The sequence below is a fragment of the Alteromonas sp. NFXS44 genome (assembly GCF_040148705.1).
In the GTDB taxonomy this organism is placed as follows: domain Bacteria; phylum Pseudomonadota; class Gammaproteobacteria; order Enterobacterales; family Alteromonadaceae; genus Alteromonas.
In genome coordinates this window covers 1-18,262 of sequence record NZ_JAGDEA010000005.1, presented here as the reverse complement: position 1 = coordinate 18,262, position 18,262 = coordinate 1, and the positions used below count along the sequence as shown (strand labels likewise).

Sequence of the window (18,262 nt, the reverse complement as noted above, 5' to 3'; positions counted from 1 at the left end):
AGTCAACAATCCGCCGCGGCACCGGCGATGATTCGTACAGGCTTAAGCGGGATCAGGATGTTACCGTGATGCCTTCAGAGCTGATTTTGTCCAGCACATTACGCCACCGTGATAATCTGGCCGAAGGAGAACCGGATGATTGTTTCTGGCCCGGAGACCAGATCCCCATACTGTTAAAACTGAACACAGGAACAAGATCTGTTCGCTGCCGTGCGGGCAGCACTTCTGAAATTAAACTGTCGAGGATCATAGGCTGACTGGTGGGAGTTTCATAATAGCCTAAAACCATGTGGGCCTGAGTTTCTGTACTCCGGCGTCCCCCCACCTTCGCTTTTACGTAGATAAGACGCAGCTTTTCTTCGGCGACCCCCAGTTTGAGCAGGAAGATATATTTAGCGATAGCGTAATCTTCACAATCGCCCAGTTCTTTAGCCAGAAACTCTGCCGGTGATGCCCAGTAATCGCTTTGCTTCCAGACGATATCATCGGTTTTGTAGGTTACGTTATCGCGAAAGTAAGCATTAACCAGAAGAAGCTGCTTCGACTCCGGCAGATTCTGCGCTTCATTGAACATGCCTTCCAGACCCGCCTGACGGCCCGCATCAACTTTACCGCCATGTCTGGCGACGGCCTGCCAGAATTTGCCAAAGTTAATATCGACAAATGCGCGGGTAACAAATGCGTTTGTCAGCAGGAAACAGGCAATCACCATAATGCACAGCCGGCGCTGACTGAATGACCCGGGGTTACCCTGAAAGAGTGGCTGTTTCAACAGGAGCACAACTACTTACCCTGATAAAGACTGAGCATGTACTGTAACACGTAAGGCGAGTTTGTCACTTTGCTGCAATCTGTTCATCAATGTTAAGCCGCGCCACACCATCGAAACCGATAGACAGCAGAACTTCTTCGTCTTTTTCAGATACTACGCCATCAGCAATCACCGCCATTCCCAATGAATGGGCAAGATCGGCAAGACCATTCAGGTAAACCTGATTTGAGCGGTTGTTCACCACGTCATACACGTAAGTACTGTCAATCTTCAGGTACTTAAGGCCAAATTCATGCACATCGGCCACCTTGGAAAAGCTTTCTCCCACTCTTTTGAGCCCGGTATCCACTTTGAAATAATCAGCCAGCTCACAGAACTGACGGAAGGATTTAGGATGGCTGGCAGCTGTGTGCTCCCGCAACTCCAGCGATAACCGGGTGATCACATCCTGATTCGCTTTTAATAAATCTTCCAGTTGTGATCTGTTAAACGTATCCAGGATTGTTTCCTGATAAAGCAGCACCGCGCAGCATTTTTCAGGATTATCTTTCAGCCATGCCAGCGCTTTCTTCAGAGCCAGAAGGTCGATTTTATCTACCGTACCAAAGCGGCGGGCCGCTTCAGTAAAACGTCCGAATCCGCGCATTTCATTGCCGTCTTTATACAGCATGAAAGCCTGATAATGCATGGTTTTACCGCTATGAGTATGAACACTCACCGTCATCAGTTCGGCAGACTGACTGGCGATGTCGAAATCTTTTTGCCATTTTTCTTTGCTGTCACAGCGATAGTGCGTTTCCGGCAACGGCTGCAGATTAAAACCGAACACAGTTTCACTTTCCTGCACTTCTTCCAGTAATCCGTCAACCCGGTCGAGCAATTCGTAACTCGCTTCATCGGCCCGTATGTAAACGCCGGCGGTGACGCAGTGAATATTCAGATCGGCAAAATCCGGACTGTGCTCCAGCGGATTGTCTTCCATAAACACTTCCTGAATCCCTTCCAGATCACGGCACTCTGTCAGCAATACACAAATATCTGTTTCATTGATTCGGGCCATGCGGAAGTCGGTGTAAAGCTCACTGTGTTCACGGTAGAAGCCGTCCAGTCTGTCAGCAAACTCTTTTACGAACTGATTAAATATCTCCGGCGCAAACGCCTGAATATCGCCTTTGTCTTTCATCAGACTGTGCATGAGCAGCACGTTCTGACCATCTTTATCACGAAATCTCAGTTGAGATTCCAGTAGTGTAAAGAAGGCATTGATATTAGGAATATTAGTCACCGGGTCATGCTGGTCCCGTTCCCTGGCAAGTTCAAGCCGGCGGTTGTTCTCAACGAGGTTTGCTTTAAAGCGGTCGGCCAGCGAGTTCATGGCATTTACCACCCGGGCAAAGTCGGCAGTCCAGGGCAGCGCAATTTTTATAAACTTCCTCTCTGAAAAACTGTTGGCCTGGTCGACAATAGTCCCCAGCGGTTTCAGGATGACACGTAAAATGAGGGAGCCGATTATCCCGATCCCTACAGTGAGGATCACGATACTCATCACAAAGCTTTTAAACTTCGACCACAATGTATCCATGGCAAAGGCAGTCTGACTTTCCACATAAAGGGTGCCAAACTGATCCCAACCGTCACTCACCTGGGAAATGCCGGGCGGCACGGTCAGTTCAGCCATGGCCTGAAACCAGTCCGGCGCGGTTGATGCTTCCCCTTCAAAGTAGATCTCGTCGATAACATTCCCGTCCGTACCTTCAAGACGGATAAGTGAATAATGTCCCGAATCAAATTTTGCAGACAGCATGAGTCGAATACCGGCAGGTGATTTCTCCGCCTGCGTCAGCACCAGAGCCAGTGAATTCGCATCATCTATGTTCTTAAGATACAACTGTTCTTCAGTGTTTTTCTGCGTAGAGAAAAACAACACCAGAAAGCTCACCACACTGTTAACGGCTATAATGGCGAGTATGGCAATCCACAGCTGCTTATTCAGGGTCATTAACAACTACTCTATTCAGCGTCTATTTCAACGGGAAGGACCATAACGAACTCAGTCCCCTTACCCACTTCACTTTGCAGGGTAAGCTGCCCCTGCATCTTGTTTTCTGTCAGGTTCTTCACGATATGTAACCCCAAACCGCTGCCACCTTCTTCACGGCGGGTAGTAAAATAGGGCTCAAACATTACTTCACGAAACGCCTCAGGGATCCCTTTACCGTTATCATTAAAGGTAATCGTTGCCTTGCCATCCGCTGATTCTGCCCTGATATGAATTTTAGGCGATGTAATGGATTTATCGAAAGCGTGAATTGATGCATTGAACAGTAAGTTTGTCAGCACCTGAGACAGGGCCCCCGGAAACCCCTTCATCATGAAGGTATCGGCGACCTGACAATCAAGCACAATTTCAATTTGCTTCGCTTTCAACTGCGGCTTCACGCTGCTCAGCACACTTTCGATGGTGCTCTTCAGCGGAAACGCCATCAGCACATCAGCGCTTTGATTTACCGCATTGGTTTTAAAGTCACGGATGAGCTTTGCAGCACGCCCTAAGTTGAACGAAAGCAAATCGCTCACTTCATTACTGTCGTCTATAAAGTCTGAGAAGTACTCTTCTGTCAGGGTTCCGTCTTTGAAACTTTTATCAAGATCATCAACACTTTCTTTAAGGTGCGACAAAGATGTGATCGCCACCCCGAGAGGGTTGTTTACCTCGTGAGCCACCGTTGCCACCATGCCACCTAAGTTGCATAGCTTCTCCATTTCGATGGCCGCTTCCTTCTTTTCCTTCAGATACTCACTTTCTATGAGTAGCGGTGTGAATTCGTCCAGTAATTTAGTCAGACCTGCATCGTTTTCATCTACCGGAGCTTGCGTTACCAGAACAATGAATCCCCCCACGTGGTGTTCATCGGCAATCACATATACAGAGCAAACTTTGTCTGCCATGCCAGCCTGTGCCATCCAGTCAGAGAAGCTGGCATCAACAACACTGTGATCTGCCCAGTGATTTTTCCCCTTACAGGCCAGTAAAGTGCTCAATGTGCTGTTTTCCAGTTGACGGCCGGGAATACACCCCGTGCAGTCCACAGCAATACTGGCCTCGTCACTCACATGCCAGCTGGAGACATGATAACATTCAACACCAATGTACAAAGCCTGGTCCAGCAGCGGAAACTGAGACTGTACCGGGAGTGCCCGCAGCAAATCAGGGCTAAGCAAAGCCGCCATCGATTCAGTTACAGATTTGGACACGATACTCTCCTCTTAATCCGGATAGCGTGTACGCAGAGCCCAGAAGTCATCAAAATTGTCCAGCAAGATTTCCGCCAGTTGGGGATCAAACTGTTCACCTTTTTGCGCTTCTATCTCTGAAATAATGTTTTCTTTCGGCCACGCCTCTTTATAGCTGCGTGTTGAGCCCATGGAATCGAAGGCATCAGCCAGTGCCGTTATCCGCGCAGCCACAGGAATGTCTTCTCCCTTGAGGCCCTCTGGATAACCACCACCGTTCCACTGCTCGTGATGTGCATAACAAATTTTCGCTGCGTTTTTAATCATGGGTTTGTTAGAAAGGCTCAGCATGTCTGCACCGACTTTGGGATGAGACTTCATAACGCCCCACTCCTCAGGAGTAAGTTCACCGGGCTTATGTAAAATAGAATCTGGGATGGCGACTTTACCCAGATTGTGAACCGGGGCAAATCGACGGATGCTTTCCGCCTCATCATCACTCAGTCCTGCCAAAACCGCGAGTTTATAGCTGATTTCCGCTACACGTTTTACATGGGAGCCCACTTCTTTACTACGCAATTCAACGGCATTACCCAACATGTGGATTATGTCTTCCTGAGTTTCAGAGATTTCCTCCGAAATCATCAGGTTCTCGTAAACCAGCGAGACGTTTATACAGTAAATTTCCAGAAACTCCTTCTGTGCATCAGAAAGCGTACCTTTCGTGTCGATAAACAGCAGATTTTCATATCCCAGGTCAGTACAGTTATAGAACACGTAACCAGAAGGGAAATGCTGAGACTGTTTAGAAGCCAAAACCTCTTTAAAGCAACTTTCCACTTCGTCAGGCACTTCAGGTTGGTGACTTTCCTTAATGTCAGCCAAACTTCCGGTAGCTGCCAATACCGTGCGGCCTTTAGTGGCTTCAGCGCTTTGCGGGAAGGTAGAGCAATAAATGGCACTGGAGTCCAGTTGCAGCAGGTTCATAATTTCCTTCAGCACCGCCGAGGCGAACTCGTTTAGCGCATGGGTCTGCAACATTTTAGTGGTACTTTCAATGACCTGACGCAGCCCCTTCCGGTGGCTCTCAATGGTGGAGATATCGCGGTATGAGCGCAGCCCTGTGTACATCAGGGTTTTCAGCTTCTGGCTGGTTAACTCCGTTTTTTCTTTGTAGTCATTGATGTCGTAGCGTTCGATCACTTCATGTTCAGGCGCCTGACCTGGCTGACCGGTGCGTAATACCAGCCGGCAGGCTGTGTTGTTCAGCTCTTTACGCACATAATGCACTACATCCAGGCCGGCATGATCCGTTTCCATAACTACGTCCACAAGGGCCAGCGCGATGTCGGTCTCTTTATCGAAAATCTCTTTCGCTTCTTTTCCGGAATACGCATGCAAAAACTGAATTTTCTTGCCGTCAAAACGGAAGCGCTTTAACGTCAGGTCGGTTACGCGGTGAACTTCGGTTTCATCATCGATAATCAACACTTTCAACGGTGAGGTATCTTTCTGCTCTGCCGCGTCATCCACAGACTCAGCTGGTGCAGCTTTCTGCTTGGCAAATAATGGATTCCCCATAGTTTACTCCTTCTCTTCTAAGTCTTTAATTCGTAGTGATATCCACAGACCACCTCCGGGTACTGCACCATGGTTCAGTTCACCTTTCAGCTTACTTTTCACCAGGTTGTACACCACGCTTAAGCCGAGGCCGGCATTACCGGCACCACGGTTAGTGGTATAAAAGGGGTCAAAAATTTGTGTGAGATTTTTCTTTTTCACGCCGCTACCGTTATCAGCAAACTTCAGTAACACGGAGTTACCAAAGGAAGACACCCGGATTGAAATAACACAGTCTTCATCCTTCTTCGCAAACGCATGAACCTCTGAGTTCGATGCGAGGCTGGCGAGCACCTGAGTAATAACAGTCGGGTAGGTTTGGATTTGTGCCCGCTTGCCAATTTCCACATCAAACTTAATCTTCGTCGACATGGCATTCTGCTGATAATGCTCAACGAAGTTTTCAACGATTTCAGCCACGTCAACCAACTCTGTTTTGGTGGAATCGTCTGCATTAATGACGTCAATTTTCTTGAACGATGCAATCAGCTTAGATGCCCGGCCCATATTTTCCAGCGCCATGCCCAGCATTTCCTTACCGGAGGACAGAAAATCTTCAAATTTTTCCTGATCCAGTTCGCCGCGATCGAAATCTTGTTTCAGATCCCGCATCAAGTCGTTCACGTGGGAACAACTGGTAATACTGATCCCCAATGGCGTATTCACTTCATGGGCGATACCGGCAACCAGTCCCCCCATTGCGCCTATCTTCTCAGCCTCAACCATCTTGCTCTGGGCGAATTTCAAATCCTGCAGGGCCAGTTGCCGGTCATCGCTGAGCTTGTGTAATTTGATTGCAAAATAAACCAGATAAAGCACCATCAAACTGAACAGGAAGGCTAAGACAGGGATGGCTACGTAATATTGGTTGAATAAATTTGACGGCGGATAAATCACCATTGGCCAGACGCGGTTAAACAGAAAGATTTCACCATTGAAGGGTTTGGCCAGCGTAGAGGAATATTTCACATCAGAGAAAGCCAGCTCCTTTCTGTTCTCTCCCTCACGGTAAACAATGAAATTACTGACAATCCGGTTACTTACAGAAAGCTTGGCAGCGCGGTGTAGATCAACCACCATGGCCAAAAGTAATTTGTGTTCAGGCATCGCCCGAACAAGTAATACGTATTGCTGCTGGCTGTCATTAACACTGAAAAGATCGGATGCAAAATTGTCCAGTTTTGTCGCTTCCCGTAACTCAACGTTCCGCTTCATTGCCAGCGTCACTTCCCGCTTGGTAAACTGAGGATATAAATCAGATGCCAGCCAGTACCGGGGTTCCAGTAACGTGGTTTTAGCCCCCATTCCCCGTGAGTCAAAATTGAAGACACCGATTCCTGCAATGGACAGGTTGTATTCCAGAATCAATCCACTGAAAGAATCAAACTCAATTTCATCTACGTTTGAGGAGGAGTCAAACAATTGATTCACAGAGTGCAGGGTATACTCCATATCCTCCAGATTCTCATTAAAATGGTCATTGAACTCTTTAACCGGTCCATCGAAAGATGCCGCGCGCTCCTGCTCTGTCAGTTGCATGTACACCTTGTAACCGCCAAAGGTACACAGAATGCTGAAAAGCACGCTCAGAAAAGTGATCACGTTTTTTTGAAGAATTAAATTCACCCCTACCTCTCCGGATTCTCAGCGCTGTTAAAGGGCAGTACGCTTGAATTGGCCAATTTTAAGCAGCAAGGCCACTCTGTCTTTCACTCTGTATTTCTTAAGAATAGACGACATATGTTCTTTTACCGTCCTGACGGTAATATTTAGCTTATCCGCCATATCCTGATTGGAATCACCATCCAGCAAGAGCCGCAAAACTTCCTTTTCCCGTCCGGTAAGCACTTCGGTCTGCGCTTCTTTAAATTCATAATCCGGATGTTCGCTGAGGCGGTGAACCATCGCGGTGACGAGTCCGCCGGGGATCCACAATCCGCCAGCCATGACGGCACTGGCAATTTCGTTGCAATGGCGTATCAGCTCGGTTCCGTTACAATAGCCCCGTCCGCCGACGACCAGGCTTCGCTGCATTTCTTTAATGTCAGGTGCGTGACTTATCACCACAGGATTGACGCCGAGTACGCTGCTTTCCCGCACAAAGCGCAGCCAGTCAGCTTCTCTGGTATCAATCCAGCAAATTCCCCCCTCAGCAGCAAGAGAGAATGAAACATCGTGCCACGCTATTGCATCAGATAGCGGTGCATACTCCTTAAGCGATTCTCCGAACACGAAAAATTTCATTCTTAACGTTCTCCTAAAGCTGATGCAGAGGCCCTGATGAGCGGGTTTAGCAGGTACTGCATGACGGTACGATTACCGGTGATGATATCTACCTGCACCATCATGCCCGGCAGGATGTCCATATTGAGGGCATTTTTGTCTTCGGTGGAAAGCCTGACGAGGTAGTAAGTCCGGTCCTGATCGTCAGTTACGGTATCAGCACTGATGTGCTCTACACTGGCTTCCATGCCACCGTAAATAGCGAAATCATAAGCACTGAATTTCAAGATGGCGGGCTGCCCTAATTTCAGAAACGCGATATCTTTGGGCGGGATTTTTGCTTCAACGATTAACCTGTCGTCAGCAGGGATAATTTCTACAACGGCACTGCCCGGCGTCACCACACCACCCACAGTATTTACCAGCAGTCGCTGAACCGTACCGGCCACCGGCGCGCGGATTTCAGATTGTTTCACCACATCTTCCAGACCGGTTTGAGACTCCTGCAAAGATTGCATGGTGGCAACCGCTTCGTTGAGTTCTTCATTCCACCGGTTCTGCATTTTCAGACTGGCTTCTTTCAGATTGTTCTGTTCTTCATCAATGGTTGCCTGACTGCGGGTTATTGCAGCCCGTGTACGCTGAATGGCTCCCTGATTTTCGATGACCTGCTTTTCCAGCCGCAGAATATCGATTTCAGAAACAGCGCCTGAAGCCATCAGCGGACGGGTAACGGTAAGCTCCCGCTGAGCGATAGATAAAGTGTCCTGATATTGCTGTAGTTCGGCGCGGTAGGATTGCAAATCCTGCCGGCGCTGGGCAATCCGGCTTTCAAACCTCGACAAGGTTTCTTCCAGCTCTTTGACACTTGAAAAATATAATGCGGTTTCATTGGCAACAATTTCAGGCGCAGCCTGTTTAAGCTCTTCGGGAAAACTCAGTGGCTGCGCCCGCGACTGTGCGGTCAACCGGTGGACTTTTGCAGCCACAGCGTTTCTTTTTGAATTGTTTTCCTGCAGTGAAGACAAGTAACGGGTAGGATCCACTTTCAGAATAATGTCACCGGCGTTGACTTTCTGCCCTTCCCTCACCTGAATGTCCTGAACAATACCGCCGTCATAGGACTGCAGAATCTGTAGCTGGCTGGATGGCACAACCTTACCTTCCCCCCTCGCCACTTCTGCGATGGGAGCAAAACATGCCCACACAATTAATGCCGTGATCGTCAGTACAACCACATAAAGCAGCGCTTTGGCCCGCAGTGGCCGCTGCTGGATACGCGCCCACTCGGCTTCCAAAACCCAGTCATTTTCCGGAGGTGGTGCCAGCCATTCACGGGCCCATGACATAAGCATAATGAATCCTTAGCCTTTAACCGCAGCAGCGAGACGTTTAAGCACTTCCTGACGGGGACCGTCAACAATAATGTGACCCTGGTCGATAACAATAATGCGGTCGACCAGTGAGAGAAGAGAGTGCCGGTGGGTATTCAGAATTAAGGTTTTCCCTTTCGTTTCTCTGTCCAGCAGGTCCTTTATACGTTGTTCAGCAGTGGCATCCATGGCCGAAGTAGGTTCATCCATTAAAAACAGGGAGGGACGACGGATAAGTGCCCGCGCCAGAGCGACAGACTGACGCTTGCCCCCGGACAGCAATTTTCCGCCTTCTCCCACACTGAGATTCAGACCGTCAGGATGATGGTTAACAAAGTCGGTTAAACCGCAGGCATTGAGTATCTCCCAGATAAAATCTTCGTCGTAGTCTTCCTTAAACACCGTAATGTTGTCCCGCAGGCTGCCGGTAAAAAGATTAATATCCTGAGGTACATAACCTATCTGATTACGCAGCGTACTGGGTTCGTATTGCTGTAAATCAATATTATCCAGAGTGATAAGGCCGCTTGTCGGTGCATAGGCGTGTAGCAACAGTTTGTGCAGTGTAGTTTTACCTGAACCGTTATTGCCAAGAATAGCTACCCGCTCACCGGCTTCGATGGTCAGGGACATTCTGCTAATCACATGGGAAGGCTGCTCCGGATAAGCAAAAGACACTTTATCAAAGTGTAACCGGCCATGAATGCGGGTATGCTGCGTCCACTTTTGTTCGGCTTTTGACTCATCTTCTTTGGCCATCAAATCAGACAGGGTCTGGTAAGCGGTCTTAGCATGATGATATTGGGACAGCAGGCTGGCAGCCTGTGACAGCGGCCCCATAGCCCGGGAAGACAACAAATACGCCGCGATTAGCCCGCCTTGCGTAAGTTCGCCGTCCACGATCAGAAATACGCCGACGACAATCATAGACACGCCTACGGTCTGCTGGATCCAGAGAGCAGCACTGCTGACCGATGTTCCTGCGATACGTAATTTGGCATTGAGTTTTGCCAGATAAATGGAATGCTGTTCCCATTCATGCTGCACATGATGACCAGCATTGAAAAACTTAACGTCATCGAACATGTTAACTGATTCAGTCACCAGCCCGTTTCTGGCTGAGCCAGCTTCACTTGCACTGCTGGCAAGCCTGGCCATGTTGCGCTGGGCGTAAAGCCCGAAACAAATCAGTAAAAGTCCTCCCACCAGAATTGGCAGTGATAAAAAGCCATTGATCAGCGCAATAATGACAATAAAGAATACTGCGAAAGGCAGATCGACCAGCGCCACAAGGGTCAGTGAATTCGTAAATCCGCGGATCGCCTCAAAAGATTGCAGGTTGTTGACAAAGGCACCGGTGGAGGCCGGCTTTTCCCTAAACGAAAAGCCGAGCACTTTTTGCATTAAATTCGCCGTCAGAGTGATATCGATACGGCTAGCTGCCAGTTCAACGAAGAAATGCCGCAGCATACGTAATGAAAATTCGGCAAACAGCACCATAGCAGCACCGGTAGCCAGCACCCATAACGTTTCCGTCGCCGCGTTCGGCACTACCCTGTCATACACATTCATCACAAACAGTGGCATGGCAAGGGACAGCAGCCCGATAAATATTGAGGCCAGCAAGACATCTTTATACAGTGAAATCGCTGAACCGACGGTATGCCAGAGCCAGTGCACACCTTTTCGAGAATTGGATACCGATGCCGGTTTACCAATACGCCTGTCCGGACGCAAAAACATAACAAACTGAGTGTAGTCCTTCTCAATATCCTCTATATCGACGACTTCAACGGTTTCCGGTGCTTCCGGAAATACGACTTCAGCCTGACCGGATTCAATCTGACAGGAAACTAACACGCAGGAACGCTGCTCTGACAACACCAGAATTGCCGGCAATAACGCGGGGTTTATTTCAGCCAGCTCACGTTTGACCACCTTGCAATTAAGGCCAACCCTGCTGGCAGCGCGGGGCATCACCGATGGCGATAATTCACCGTTGTCCATTGGCAATCCTGCCATAACCGCATCAGGCACAAGGGTAATGCCGTGGAAATCACAAATTGCTTTCAGGCAGGCCATCAGGCAGCCGCCTTGGATTGCAGAGGACTCAGCCAGCTTCTCGATTGCGGGGTCAGACAACTTAGGTTGCGCCATTAATTAATGTACTCCGGCGAATCGGATGAAGAATTAAGTACCACAACAACGGCTTCCACGCGCCGGTTCGCCAGGTTCGCTTCAGGTGATATTTCATTGATAAGGGGTTGATCTTCACCCAGCCCGATAGCAGAAATGCGTTGCTCATTACTGCCGGACCGGACTTTCAGCCAGTCGGCAACGGCATTAGCACGTCGCACAGAGAGCATCATATTGTAGTGAGACTCTCCTTCCAGAGAGGCATGACCGTATACAATAACGCCTGCTGCGGGATCTTTGACGAGCGTATCCAGCATAGGCTCAAGCTTAATGAGGTATTTAGGGTCCAGTTCAGTGGAATCAGCGCCGAAAGGTATAACCACTTCAGATTGATGTTTTATTCCAATGATGTCGCCGGTGTTTTGCTGCTGAGTTGCGCAACCAAAGTCATCCACTGCGGTATCAAAAGGCGTGTCAGGACATTCATCCCACAAGTCGGTAATGCCATCGCCGTCTGTATCACGGATCAGAATATTGGTTTCCTGAGACATCACATCGATGGTTTCAGCCGGACAAACATACATGGGGTCGTACACGGCTTCCGACAGACGAATAGCTTCAGTTACATCAAACTCATCCCGCGTAACCGTAAGGTATTCAGCCAGTTCACCGCCACCGGCCATCAAACGTAAAATGGCTTTGTATTGGGTGAAAACAGCTTCAGTGTATGCCCGGCCAGATTCATAGGCTTCGTTCTCTGAGTCCAGGAGATCCAATAAAGTCCGGTCACCGATTTTGAATTGATCCAGGTAAGCGGTCCGCACCCTGCTGGAGGATAGCCGGTGTTCATTCAGTGCCGGGATCTGTCTGTCCAGGTTGCGAATGTCGTTATAGGCTATCTGTACTGTCTGACGAACATCACGGCAGGATTTATCCCGCAGATCTTTAGCCTGATCAGTTACCGCCAGCGCAGCCCGGATTGACGCACGGTCTGCACCACCGTTGTAAAGATTGTATGAGAACTGGAGTCCGATTTGCCCTTCGGTCTGAGTGTTATCCAGACCCGCATCATCCCTGGACTGGGAGCCATAACTGCCCACCAGATTTAATGTGGGGTGATAGCGGCTCCTGGCAGAATCAATACCGTAATTAGTTGAATTTACGTTGTACCATGACGCCAGAAAACCGGGGTTGCGCTTGTAGGCTTCAAGTAAGCTCTCTTCCATCGATAGCGGGATCTCAGCGTTTATGAGATTGTCTACCGGATCAAGTTCCGCCGGAGGGCGAAATCCGGTTAATCGCAGGAAGCGGGAAGAGACATCATGCAAATTCGACTGTTCGGTCATTACGTTAGATTCAGCCAGATACAGACGCCCGCTGATCTGTTCCAGATCTGCCCGTCTGGCCACACCGGCAGCAGCACTTTTTTCAATTTGTTTGTAAACGTCGACGTGGGTTTTGAGGTTGTCTTCTGCCACCAGTAACAACTCGCGGTAAAGCAATACATCCGAGTAAGCAGTGGCAACCTCTAATGAAATCTGTTCTACCTGATTTAACAATTCCAGGAACCTGACTTTTTTCGCCGACTCAAGACGCTTTACTTCCGATGAGGTAAAGAAACCGTCGTAAAGCATTTGGGTAACCGAAATACGGGCTTCATTGGATACATAACTCTGGTCAAGACCGTAGTTCCGGCGCACCAGACTTGAGCTGGCAGTGACATCCACTTTCGGGAGATAGCCGGATCTGGCAATCTTCACATTTTGTTCTGCTTCCAGAAATTCCCGCCACGCAGCCTGCACATCAGGATTTGTGTCAATGGCTTTTTTAACGACGTCTGACAGGCTCACTGGTGCAGCGTTCACAGGTGTACCGCACAGCGAAAAACCTGCTGCCAAACCCACGGCCAAAATTCGAATCAGCATGAATACCTCATTTCCGTTTACCGACAAATTTCCATTTTCGCTATTAATTCCCTGTAGTTGTAAAAGTAGTCACGAACTTTGAAGCCCGCAAACCGGCAGGAATGAATTTTTATTAGGGAAAAAAAATTAATTTTTAATTGCTATAAAAACAGGCGTTTAGATTAAGACTGTTCTCTGGTACAGGGTCAAACTTTTTGCGGCGACTAATTTTTAGTGCATCAAACGCAAAAGGTATTGAATTATGTTGAATGTAACTAATGTATCCGGTGACGTATTTATCCGCCTTCCCAACGGGGATGAATTCCCGGTCTCAGCCGGCGATACGATTCCGTCAGATGCGCAAATCGTTTCAGACAATGGTGGTCAGATCATCACTCAGGAACAGGGAGCCATTGACCTTGCGCCGGGTGCACCGCAACTGGTGGCAGATGTAGAATCATTCGAAGCATCTGCTATCAATGATGAATTCGTGGTTTACGACGATTCCCTTGATGACATGCTTGCCATGGTTGACGGTGGTGACACGGGATTTGACTCCACCGGTTCGCAGGGTGTTCCGGATATTGACGCCTTACTGAGTGGCGACGGAGACATCCTTGATGCGTTAGAAGAAACTGCGGCCGGTGGCGGCGGTGGTGCTGGTGGCGGCGGTGCGTCATTTGTGCAGTTAAGCCGTATCGCCGAAGATGTGGATCCGCTGACATTTGATTATGAGCCGGCGACGACTGAACCACAGAATATCGAGCAGGATCCTGACGGAGCAGCAGCTCAGGACGAACCCACTACACTAGACAACATCACCATTTCCGGTGATTTCCCGCCGGTTGTAGCCGGTGATTCTAACCTGGAGCCCGGTACCCCGATTACAATTACGGTTATTGATGAGACGGGCGCTGAAACGGTTATTGACGTTATCGTTGCAGATGATGGCAGTTTCAATGCTACATTACCGGATACGCTGGAAGACGGTACTTTCAATGTTGTAGTTGAAGCACCGGATCCTCAGAATGGCACAGTTACGGTATCAGAAACATTTGTGGTTGATACTACGCCTCCTACTATCGATGTAAATCCCATCGAGGTTACCAATGATGAGTTTCCTGAGATCAGCGGCACTTCAGATTTGCCTGCAGGCAGCGAAATATCCATCACAATTACTGATGCAGACGGGAACGAGCAAACGATCACTGCTATCGTTCTTGAAGATGGCAGCTTCTCTGCAACACCGGTAGCCCCTCTTGCGGAAGGCGATTTTGATGTAGCGGTTACCGCCACCGATGAAGCGGGTAATACGACGTCAGTAAATGCCACCGGTGAAACAGATTTCACTCCACCAGAGCTTACTTTTGAGGTAAATGCTAGTGAAGGAGAAGCGCCTGTACTAAGCGGTACGACTGATTTGGCTCAGGGCAGTGTCGTTGAAATTACCGTGACCGGCGCAGATGGCAGCACTCAAACATTTACTGCCGATGTCCTTGCAGACGGCAGTTTTAATCTGACTTTACCGGACAACTTCGCTGAAGGTGATTATACAGTAGGTGTAACCGCAACGGATGCAGCCGGCAACCAGACTCAGGCTAACGACACCTTCTCTGTAACAGCGGCTGAGTCAGAACCAGCACCGGCAGAAGAGACAGCACCTGACGCACCGGATGAAACCGGCGAAACAACTACTCCGGGTGAAACCGGCGAGACAACCACACCAGGTGAAACCGGCGAAACAACTACACCTGGTGAAACCGGCGAGACAACTACTCCGGGCGAAACCGGCGAGACAACCACACCGGGCGAAACCGGCGAGACAACCACACCGGGCGAAACCGGCGAGACAACCACACCGGGCGAAACCGGCGAGACAACCACACCGGGTGAAACCGGCGAGACAACGACACCGGGTGAAACCGGCGAAACAACCACTACTCCTGAGGGTGGCGACACTACCACTTCGCCTGAAGGTGGCGACACAACAACTTCCCCTGAGGGTGGCGACACTACCACTTCGCCTGAAGGTGGCGACACAACAACTTCCCCTGAAGGTGGCGACACCACCACGTCGCCTGAAGGTGGCACCACTACCCCGCCTCCCTCAGAAGGCTCGACAGATGTCGATCCCTCTGAGCCCGTAGAACCATCAGACCCAGTAGATCCTGTTGAACCAGATACTACAGCGCCTGAACTGACTATTAATCCACCTGATGTAGATTCTGATACTACACCTGTCATTTCCGGTACAACAGACTTACCAGCCGGAGAGACCGTTACGCTGACAGTCACTGGTTCAGACGGTAATGAACAAACAATTACAGCCACCGTTGAACCTGACGGCACGTTCAGTGCGGAAGTCCCTGCTGAGCTGGCAGAAGGCGGATTTACTGTTGAGGCCACCGCCACTGACGAAGCAGGTAACACAACAACGGCTACCGCCACAGGCGGTGAAGTTGATACGACTGCGCCAACGGTCACGTTGGATGCGCAAGGTTCAGGCAACGACACCACACCTACTATTTCCGGTACCACCGATTTGCCAGCGGGAGAATCTGTGACGTTAACCGTGACAGATGCGAATGGTGATGCGCAAACTGTAACGGCTACCGTACAGCCAGACGGTACGTTTAGTGCCGATGTGCCTGCGGAAATGGCAGAAGGTAGCTTTACCGTTGAAGCGACGGCCACCGATGCAGCTGGTAATTCCACGACAGTAACAGCGACTGGCGGTGAAGTTGATACGACTGCACCAACAGTCACACTGGATGCACAAGGTACAGGCAACGACACCACCCCAACTATTTCAGGCACCACGGATCTGCCAGCCGGTGAATCTGTCACCCTGACAGTGACCGATGCGAATGGTGATGCGCAGACTGTAACGGCTACCGTACAACCCGACGGTACCTTCAGCGCCGATGTGCCTGCTGAAATGGCAGAAGGTAGCTTTACCGTTGAAGCGACAGCCACCGATGCATCTGGTAATTCCACGACAGCAACAGCGACTGGCGGTGAAGTTGATACGACTGCACCAACAGTCACACTGGATGCACAAGGTACAGGCAACGACACTACCCCGACTATTTCAGGCACCACTGATCTGCCAGCCGGTGAATCTGTCACCCTAACCGTGACGGATGCTAACGGCGATGCGCAAACCGTTACCGCAACCGTTCAGCCAGATGGCACCTTCAGTGCCGATGTCCCTGCAGAAATGGCAGAAGGTAACTTCACGGTTGATGCTGCGGCGGCTGATGCAGCCGGAAACACCGGTACTGCTTCTACGTCAGGTACGGTGGATACCACAGCTCCAACAGTCACACTGGATGCACAAGGTACAGGCAACGACACCACGCCGACTATTTCCGGCACCACGGATCTGCCAGCCGGTGAATCTGTGACCTTAACGGTCACTGATGCTAACGGCGATGCACAAACTGTTACCGCAACCGTGCAGCCAGACGGTACGTTTAGTGCCGATGTGCCTGCGGAAATGGCAGAAGGTAGCTATACCGTTGAAGCGACGGCCACCGATGAAGCCGGTAATTCCACGACAGCAACGGAAAACGGTGGAGAAATCAACACTGCAGTGCCAAGCCTGAGCATCAATCCTCAAGGTGATGGTAACGATACTACGCCAACGGTTTCTGGCTCGACTGATCTACCAGCTGGCGAGACAGTGAACATTAACGTCACTGACAGCAACGGAGATGTACAAACTTTCACAGCCACCGTTCAACCAGATGGTACTTTTAGTGCGGACGTACCCGCAGAGCTTGCTGAAGGCAGCTATACAGTCCAGGCCACTGCAACAGATACAGCAGGAAACACAGCATCTGCAACCACTTCAGGCAACCTGGATACCACTGCGCCGACCGTGACTCTGGATGCACAAGGTACAGGCAACGACACCACACCTACCATTTCCGGTACCACGGATATGCCAGCCGGTGAATCTGTGACATTAACCGTGACAGATGCTAACGGTGATGCACAGACTGTAACGGCTACCGTGCAACCTGACGGTACCTTCAGCGCCGATGTGCCAGCGGAAATGGCAGAAGGTAACTTCACTGTCGATGCGGCTGGTAACACTGGTACTGCTTCCACGTCTGGTACCGTGGACACCACTGCTCCAACAGTCACGCTGGATGCACAAGGTACCGGTAACGACACCACGCCAACCATCTCAGGTACCACGGATCTGCCGGCAGGCGAATCTGTGACATTGACGGTCACTGATGCTAACGGCGATGCACAAACAGTAACGGCTACCGTACAACCCGACGGTACGTTCAGTGCCGATGTCCCTGCAGAAATGGCAGAAGGTAACTTCACTGTTGATGCTGCCGCTACCGATGCAGCCGGTAACACCGGTACTGCTTCTACGTCCGGTACAGTGGATACCACTGCCCCAACGGTCACGCTGGATGCACAAGGCACCGGTAACGACACCACACCGACCATTTCAGGCACCACCGATCTGCCAGCCGGTGAATCAGTGACGTTAACGGTCACTGATGCCAACGGCGATGCACAAACAGTAACGGCTACCGTACAACCCGACGGTACGTTCAGTGCCGATGTCCCTGCAGAAATGGCAGAAGGTAACTTCACTGTCGATGCTGCCGCTACCGATGCCGCCGGTAACACCGGCACAGCTTCAACTAGTGGCAATATCGACACCACTGCGCCGACAGTCACACTGGATGCACAAGGTACAGGCAACGACACCACACCGACTATTTCAGGCACCACGGATCTGCCGGCAGGTGAGTCTGTGACGTTAACCGTGACAGATGCCAACGGTGATGCACAAACAGTAACGGCTACCGTACAACCCGACGGTACCTTCAGCGCCGATATGCCTGCAGAAATGGCAGAAGGTAACTTCACTGTTGATGCTGCCGCTACCGATGCAGCCGGTAACACCGGTACTGCTTCTACGTCCGGTACAGTGGATACCACTGCCCCAACGGTCACGCTGGATGCAC

Annotated in this window: 10 protein-coding genes; 1 reads left to right on the top strand and 9 read right to left on the bottom strand. The window is 50.1% G+C overall.

Annotated features, from left to right (window positions below):
- Positions 1-52: 52 nt before the first annotated feature.
- The 9 genes from J3369_RS05320 to J3369_RS05280 are packed head-to-tail and all read right to left on the bottom strand — an operon-like array spanning position 53 to position 13,283.
- Positions 53-781, bottom strand: coding sequence for a transglutaminase-like cysteine peptidase (locus tag J3369_RS05320; RefSeq protein WP_349584641.1), 729 nt, complete (start codon positions 779-781; stop codon positions 53-55).
- Between the two features lie 55 nt (positions 782-836).
- Positions 837-2,771 (bottom strand): bifunctional diguanylate cyclase/phosphodiesterase, encoded by a 1,935-nt coding sequence (locus tag J3369_RS05315; RefSeq protein ID WP_349584639.1) that lies wholly within the window; start codon positions 2,769-2,771, stop codon positions 837-839.
- Between the two features lie 11 nt (positions 2,772-2,782).
- The gene (locus tag J3369_RS05310; protein ID WP_349584637.1) at positions 2,783-4,027 is read right to left on the bottom strand and encodes a sensor histidine kinase; all 1,245 of its coding nucleotides are present in this window, start codon (positions 4,025-4,027) and stop codon (positions 2,783-2,785) included.
- Between the two features lie 12 nt (positions 4,028-4,039).
- Entirely contained in the window at positions 4,040-5,587 is a 1,548-nt protein-coding gene (locus J3369_RS05305) for a DUF3369 domain-containing protein (protein ID WP_349584634.1), read from the bottom strand.
- A gap of 3 nt (positions 5,588-5,590) precedes the next feature.
- A complete protein-coding gene (locus J3369_RS05300) occupies positions 5,591-7,252 on the bottom strand; it encodes a sensor histidine kinase (RefSeq protein ID WP_349584632.1) in 1,662 nt (553 codons plus the stop codon).
- Between the two features lie 27 nt (positions 7,253-7,279).
- The gene (locus tag J3369_RS05295) at positions 7,280-7,870 is read right to left on the bottom strand and encodes a helix-turn-helix transcriptional regulator (RefSeq protein ID WP_349584629.1); all 591 of its coding nucleotides are present in this window, start codon (positions 7,868-7,870) and stop codon (positions 7,280-7,282) included.
- Positions 7,871-7,872: 2 nt separating this feature from the next.
- Positions 7,873-9,204, bottom strand: a complete 1,332-nt coding sequence (locus tag J3369_RS05290) for an HlyD family type I secretion periplasmic adaptor subunit (RefSeq protein ID WP_349584626.1) — start codon at positions 9,202-9,204, stop codon at positions 7,873-7,875.
- A 9-nt stretch (positions 9,205-9,213) separates the two neighbouring features.
- Entirely contained in the window at positions 9,214-11,379 is a 2,166-nt protein-coding gene (locus J3369_RS05285; protein WP_349584623.1) for a type I secretion system permease/ATPase, read from the bottom strand.
- Complete coding sequence (locus J3369_RS05280) at positions 11,379-13,283, bottom strand: TolC family outer membrane protein (RefSeq protein WP_349584621.1); 1,905 nt, start codon at positions 13,281-13,283, stop codon at positions 11,379-11,381. The genes J3369_RS05285 and J3369_RS05280 overlap by 1 nt, the downstream gene beginning before the upstream one ends.
- Positions 13,284-13,524: 241 nt before the next feature.
- Here J3369_RS05280 and J3369_RS05275 point away from each other — a divergent pair.
- The coding region (locus J3369_RS05275; RefSeq protein ID WP_349584618.1) for an Ig-like domain-containing protein at positions 13,525-18,262 on the top strand (4,738 nt) is incomplete at its 3' end.